The sequence below is a fragment of the Monashia sp. HAY1-5C genome (genome assembly GCF_056755255.1).
In genome coordinates this window covers 1-2,711 of the sequence record NZ_JBPGXG010000240.1, presented here as the reverse complement: position 1 = coordinate 2,711, position 2,711 = coordinate 1, and the positions used below count along the sequence as shown (strand labels likewise).

Sequence of the window (2,711 nt, the reverse complement as noted above, 5' to 3'; positions counted from 1 at the left end):
GAACACCGGGATGACGGTGTAGAGCAGCTCCATCGGGACGTTGTAGCGCAGCTGCACCGGAAGGGACTCGTCGCCCTTGCGCTTCCGGAAGCGGATCGCGGCGTAGAGCATGAGGCCCCACGTGATGGCACCGACCGCGAGGACGGCGATCCAGCTGCCGACCCACAGGTCGGTGACCCGCCTGCCGCTGTCGGAGACCGCCGTGGGCAGGAACCCGTCGGACAGCTGACCCTGACAGCCGGCCAGCGCGAGACCGGAGACCGCGGCCAGCGCCGCGACCCGGACCGCCCTGCGTCCCCGTCCGGCCGAGGTCACCGCCGGCGTCGCCGGGGTGTCGTCGTGCTGAGGCACCAGGTGCACCTTTCTTGCCGTTCCTTTGCGCGCCGGGGCGCGCCCCGCGGGCGTTTCCCGTCATCCGTGCGAGGGCAGCCAGTGCCCACCCCCCGAACCCTACCGCCCTGTCGCAGAGGTTGTCCGGCAGGGTGCGGCTAACGTTGCGGCGTGGTCAGTCACGATCCGGGCACGAACCCCGGGCCCGCTCCCGCGGGCGGCTCCGGCCCCGTCCGCCGGCTTCTCGACGCGGCAGCGGGCCCCCTGCACCCGACGGCGCGCGACACCCTCCTCGCCGCGCTGGATGCCGGCTGGGCCGACCCGGCCCGCCTGCACACCGAGGGCCGCCGGGCCCGCGCGCTCCTCGACCGCTCGCGCGAGGTCGTCGCGGCCGGCATCGGGGTGCGTCCGGACGAGCTGAGCTTCCTGCCGAGTGGCCCGGCCGCCGTCACCAGGGCCCTCGAGGGCGTCCTCCACGGGGCCCGGCGCCGCGGGGCCCGGACGGTGGCCTCGGCGGTCGAGCACTCCGCCGTCCTCGTGCCGGCCCGGGCCCGGTCCTCCGCCGCGCAGGACCCGACCCTCGCCGCCGAGGTCCCCGTCGACGTCCTCGGCCGTGTCGACCTCGACGCGTGGACGGCGGCCCTGGCGGTCCCGGGCACCGTCGTCGCGGCCCTGCAGAGCGCCAACGGGGAGGTCGGCACGCGCCAGCCCCTCGCGGCGGCGCGCGAGGCGTGCCGGCGCGCCGGTGTGCCGCTGGTCGTCGACGCGTCGGCCTCGGTCGGACGCGACGCCGTGCCGGAGCACTGGGACGTGCTCGTCGCCGACGCCTGCACGTGGGCCGGACCGCCGCTCGGGGTTCTCGTGGTCCGCGAGGGGGTGCGCTGGCACTGGTCCGGTGCCCGTGCCGACGTCGAGCAGGGCCGCACCGATGTCGTGCCGTGGGTGCCCGTGGCCCTCGCGGCCGCCGAGGCCTGGCAACAGACCCAGGCGACGCGCGTGGCCGACGCCGCATCGTCCTCGCGGCTCGTGTCCCGGCTCCGCGACGCGGCGGCCGCCCTCCCGGACACCCAGGTCGTCGGGGACCCGGACGACCGGCTCCCCCACGTCGTCACCTTCTCCAGCCTCTACGTCGACGGCGAGGTCGTCGTCGGAGCGTTCGACGCCGCGGGCTTCGCGGTGGCCAGCGGGTCCGCGTGCACGTCGAGCACCCTCGAACCGAGCCACGTGCTCGCGGCCATGGGCGTGCTGACGCACGGCAACGTCCGCCTCACGCTGCCGCTGCCGGCCGTGTCACCCGGCGTCGGGACCGACGTCGAGGCCTTCTGCGCGGCGCTCGGGCCGACCCTGGCCGACGTGCGGGCCCGCCTCGGCGTGGAGGACCTGTGAGGCCCTCGCCCGACCCGCCCCGGCCCGACGCGTCCCCCTCGGGGGCCTCGGACGTCGTTGACGCCCGGGGCCAGCGCTGCCCGCTGCCGGTCATCCGCCTGGCCCGTCTCGTCCGGGACGACCCGACCCCGCGCCTCGTCACCGTCCTCGCGACCGACCCGGCCGCCGCCCACGACGTGCCGGCCTGGTGCCGGATGCGCGGCCACCGGTTCGCCGGCGCCCGGGACGGTGAGGACCACACCGCCTACGACGTCGAGGTGCTCCCAACGGCGGAGCCCGGCGTCAGCGCCACGGCTCCGGCAGGGGCGCCCTGAGCGCCTCGGGCAGCAGGGCCAGGTAGTCCGTCCGGGGGATCTCGATGACGCCGAGGGTGGCCAGGTGCGGCGTCTGCCACTGGACGTCGACGACGCGTCGCGGGTCGCCGTCGGCGCGCAGCAGCTCGCAGAGGCCGACGAGCGCCACCTTCGACGCGTCGGTGGCGTGGTGGAACATCGACTCCCCCGCGAAGAGCCCGCCGATGGCCACGCCGTAGAGGCCCCCGACGAGCCGGTCGTCCGCCCACGCCTCGACCGAGTGCGCCCAGCCCGCCCGGTGCAGCTCGGCGTAGGCGCTCTCGATCTGCGGCGTGATCCACCGGCCCTCGCGGTCGGGCTCGGCGCAGGCCGAGACGACGGCCTCGAAGGCCGTGTCGACGCGGATCTCGAAGCGGGCCCGGGCCTTGCGCAGCGAGCGGCTCACCCGCAGGCTCCCGGGCCGCAGGACGCCGCGCGGGTCGGGCGACCACCAGCCCATCGGCTCCGCGCCGTGGTCGCCGATGCCCATGGGGAAGACGCCGATCGAGTACGCCTCGTAGAGCGTCGGGACCTCGAGGTCGGCGCCGATGCCGATGAGGTCCTCCCCGGGCGGGACGCGGTCCAGCGCGAAGTCCCAGGCGGTGGGCGGGGGCCTCGGTCTGGGCCTCGGCGGGAGAAGCGTTCGTCTCGACACTCATGTGC

General features: G+C 76.4%; 3 protein-coding genes and 1 pseudogene. 2 read left to right on the top strand and 2 right to left on the bottom strand.

Annotated elements, in window-relative coordinates:
• Positions 1-351 (bottom strand): annotated as a pseudogene (locus ACR9ZK_RS21260) (aa3-type cytochrome oxidase subunit II); the annotation flags it as partial.
• Positions 352-501: 150 nt separating this feature from the next.
• Here ACR9ZK_RS21260 and ACR9ZK_RS21255 point away from each other — a divergent pair.
• Entirely contained in the window at positions 502-1,716 is a 1,215-nt protein-coding gene (locus ACR9ZK_RS21255) for a cysteine desulfurase family protein (protein WP_481343956.1), read from the top strand.
• A complete protein-coding gene (locus tag ACR9ZK_RS21250) occupies positions 1,713-2,030 on the top strand; it encodes a sulfurtransferase TusA family protein (RefSeq protein ID WP_481343955.1) in 318 nt (105 codons plus the stop codon). Before ACR9ZK_RS21255 ends, ACR9ZK_RS21250 begins: the two co-directional genes overlap by 4 nt.
• Here the strand turns inward: ACR9ZK_RS21250 and aat are convergent.
• Complete coding sequence (gene aat / locus ACR9ZK_RS21245) at positions 1,999-2,703, bottom strand: leucyl/phenylalanyl-tRNA--protein transferase (RefSeq protein ID WP_481343954.1); 705 nt, start codon at positions 2,701-2,703, stop codon at positions 1,999-2,001. The two genes, ACR9ZK_RS21250 and aat, sit on opposite strands and share 32 nt — an antisense overlap.
• Positions 2,704-2,711: the final 8 nt, after the last annotated feature.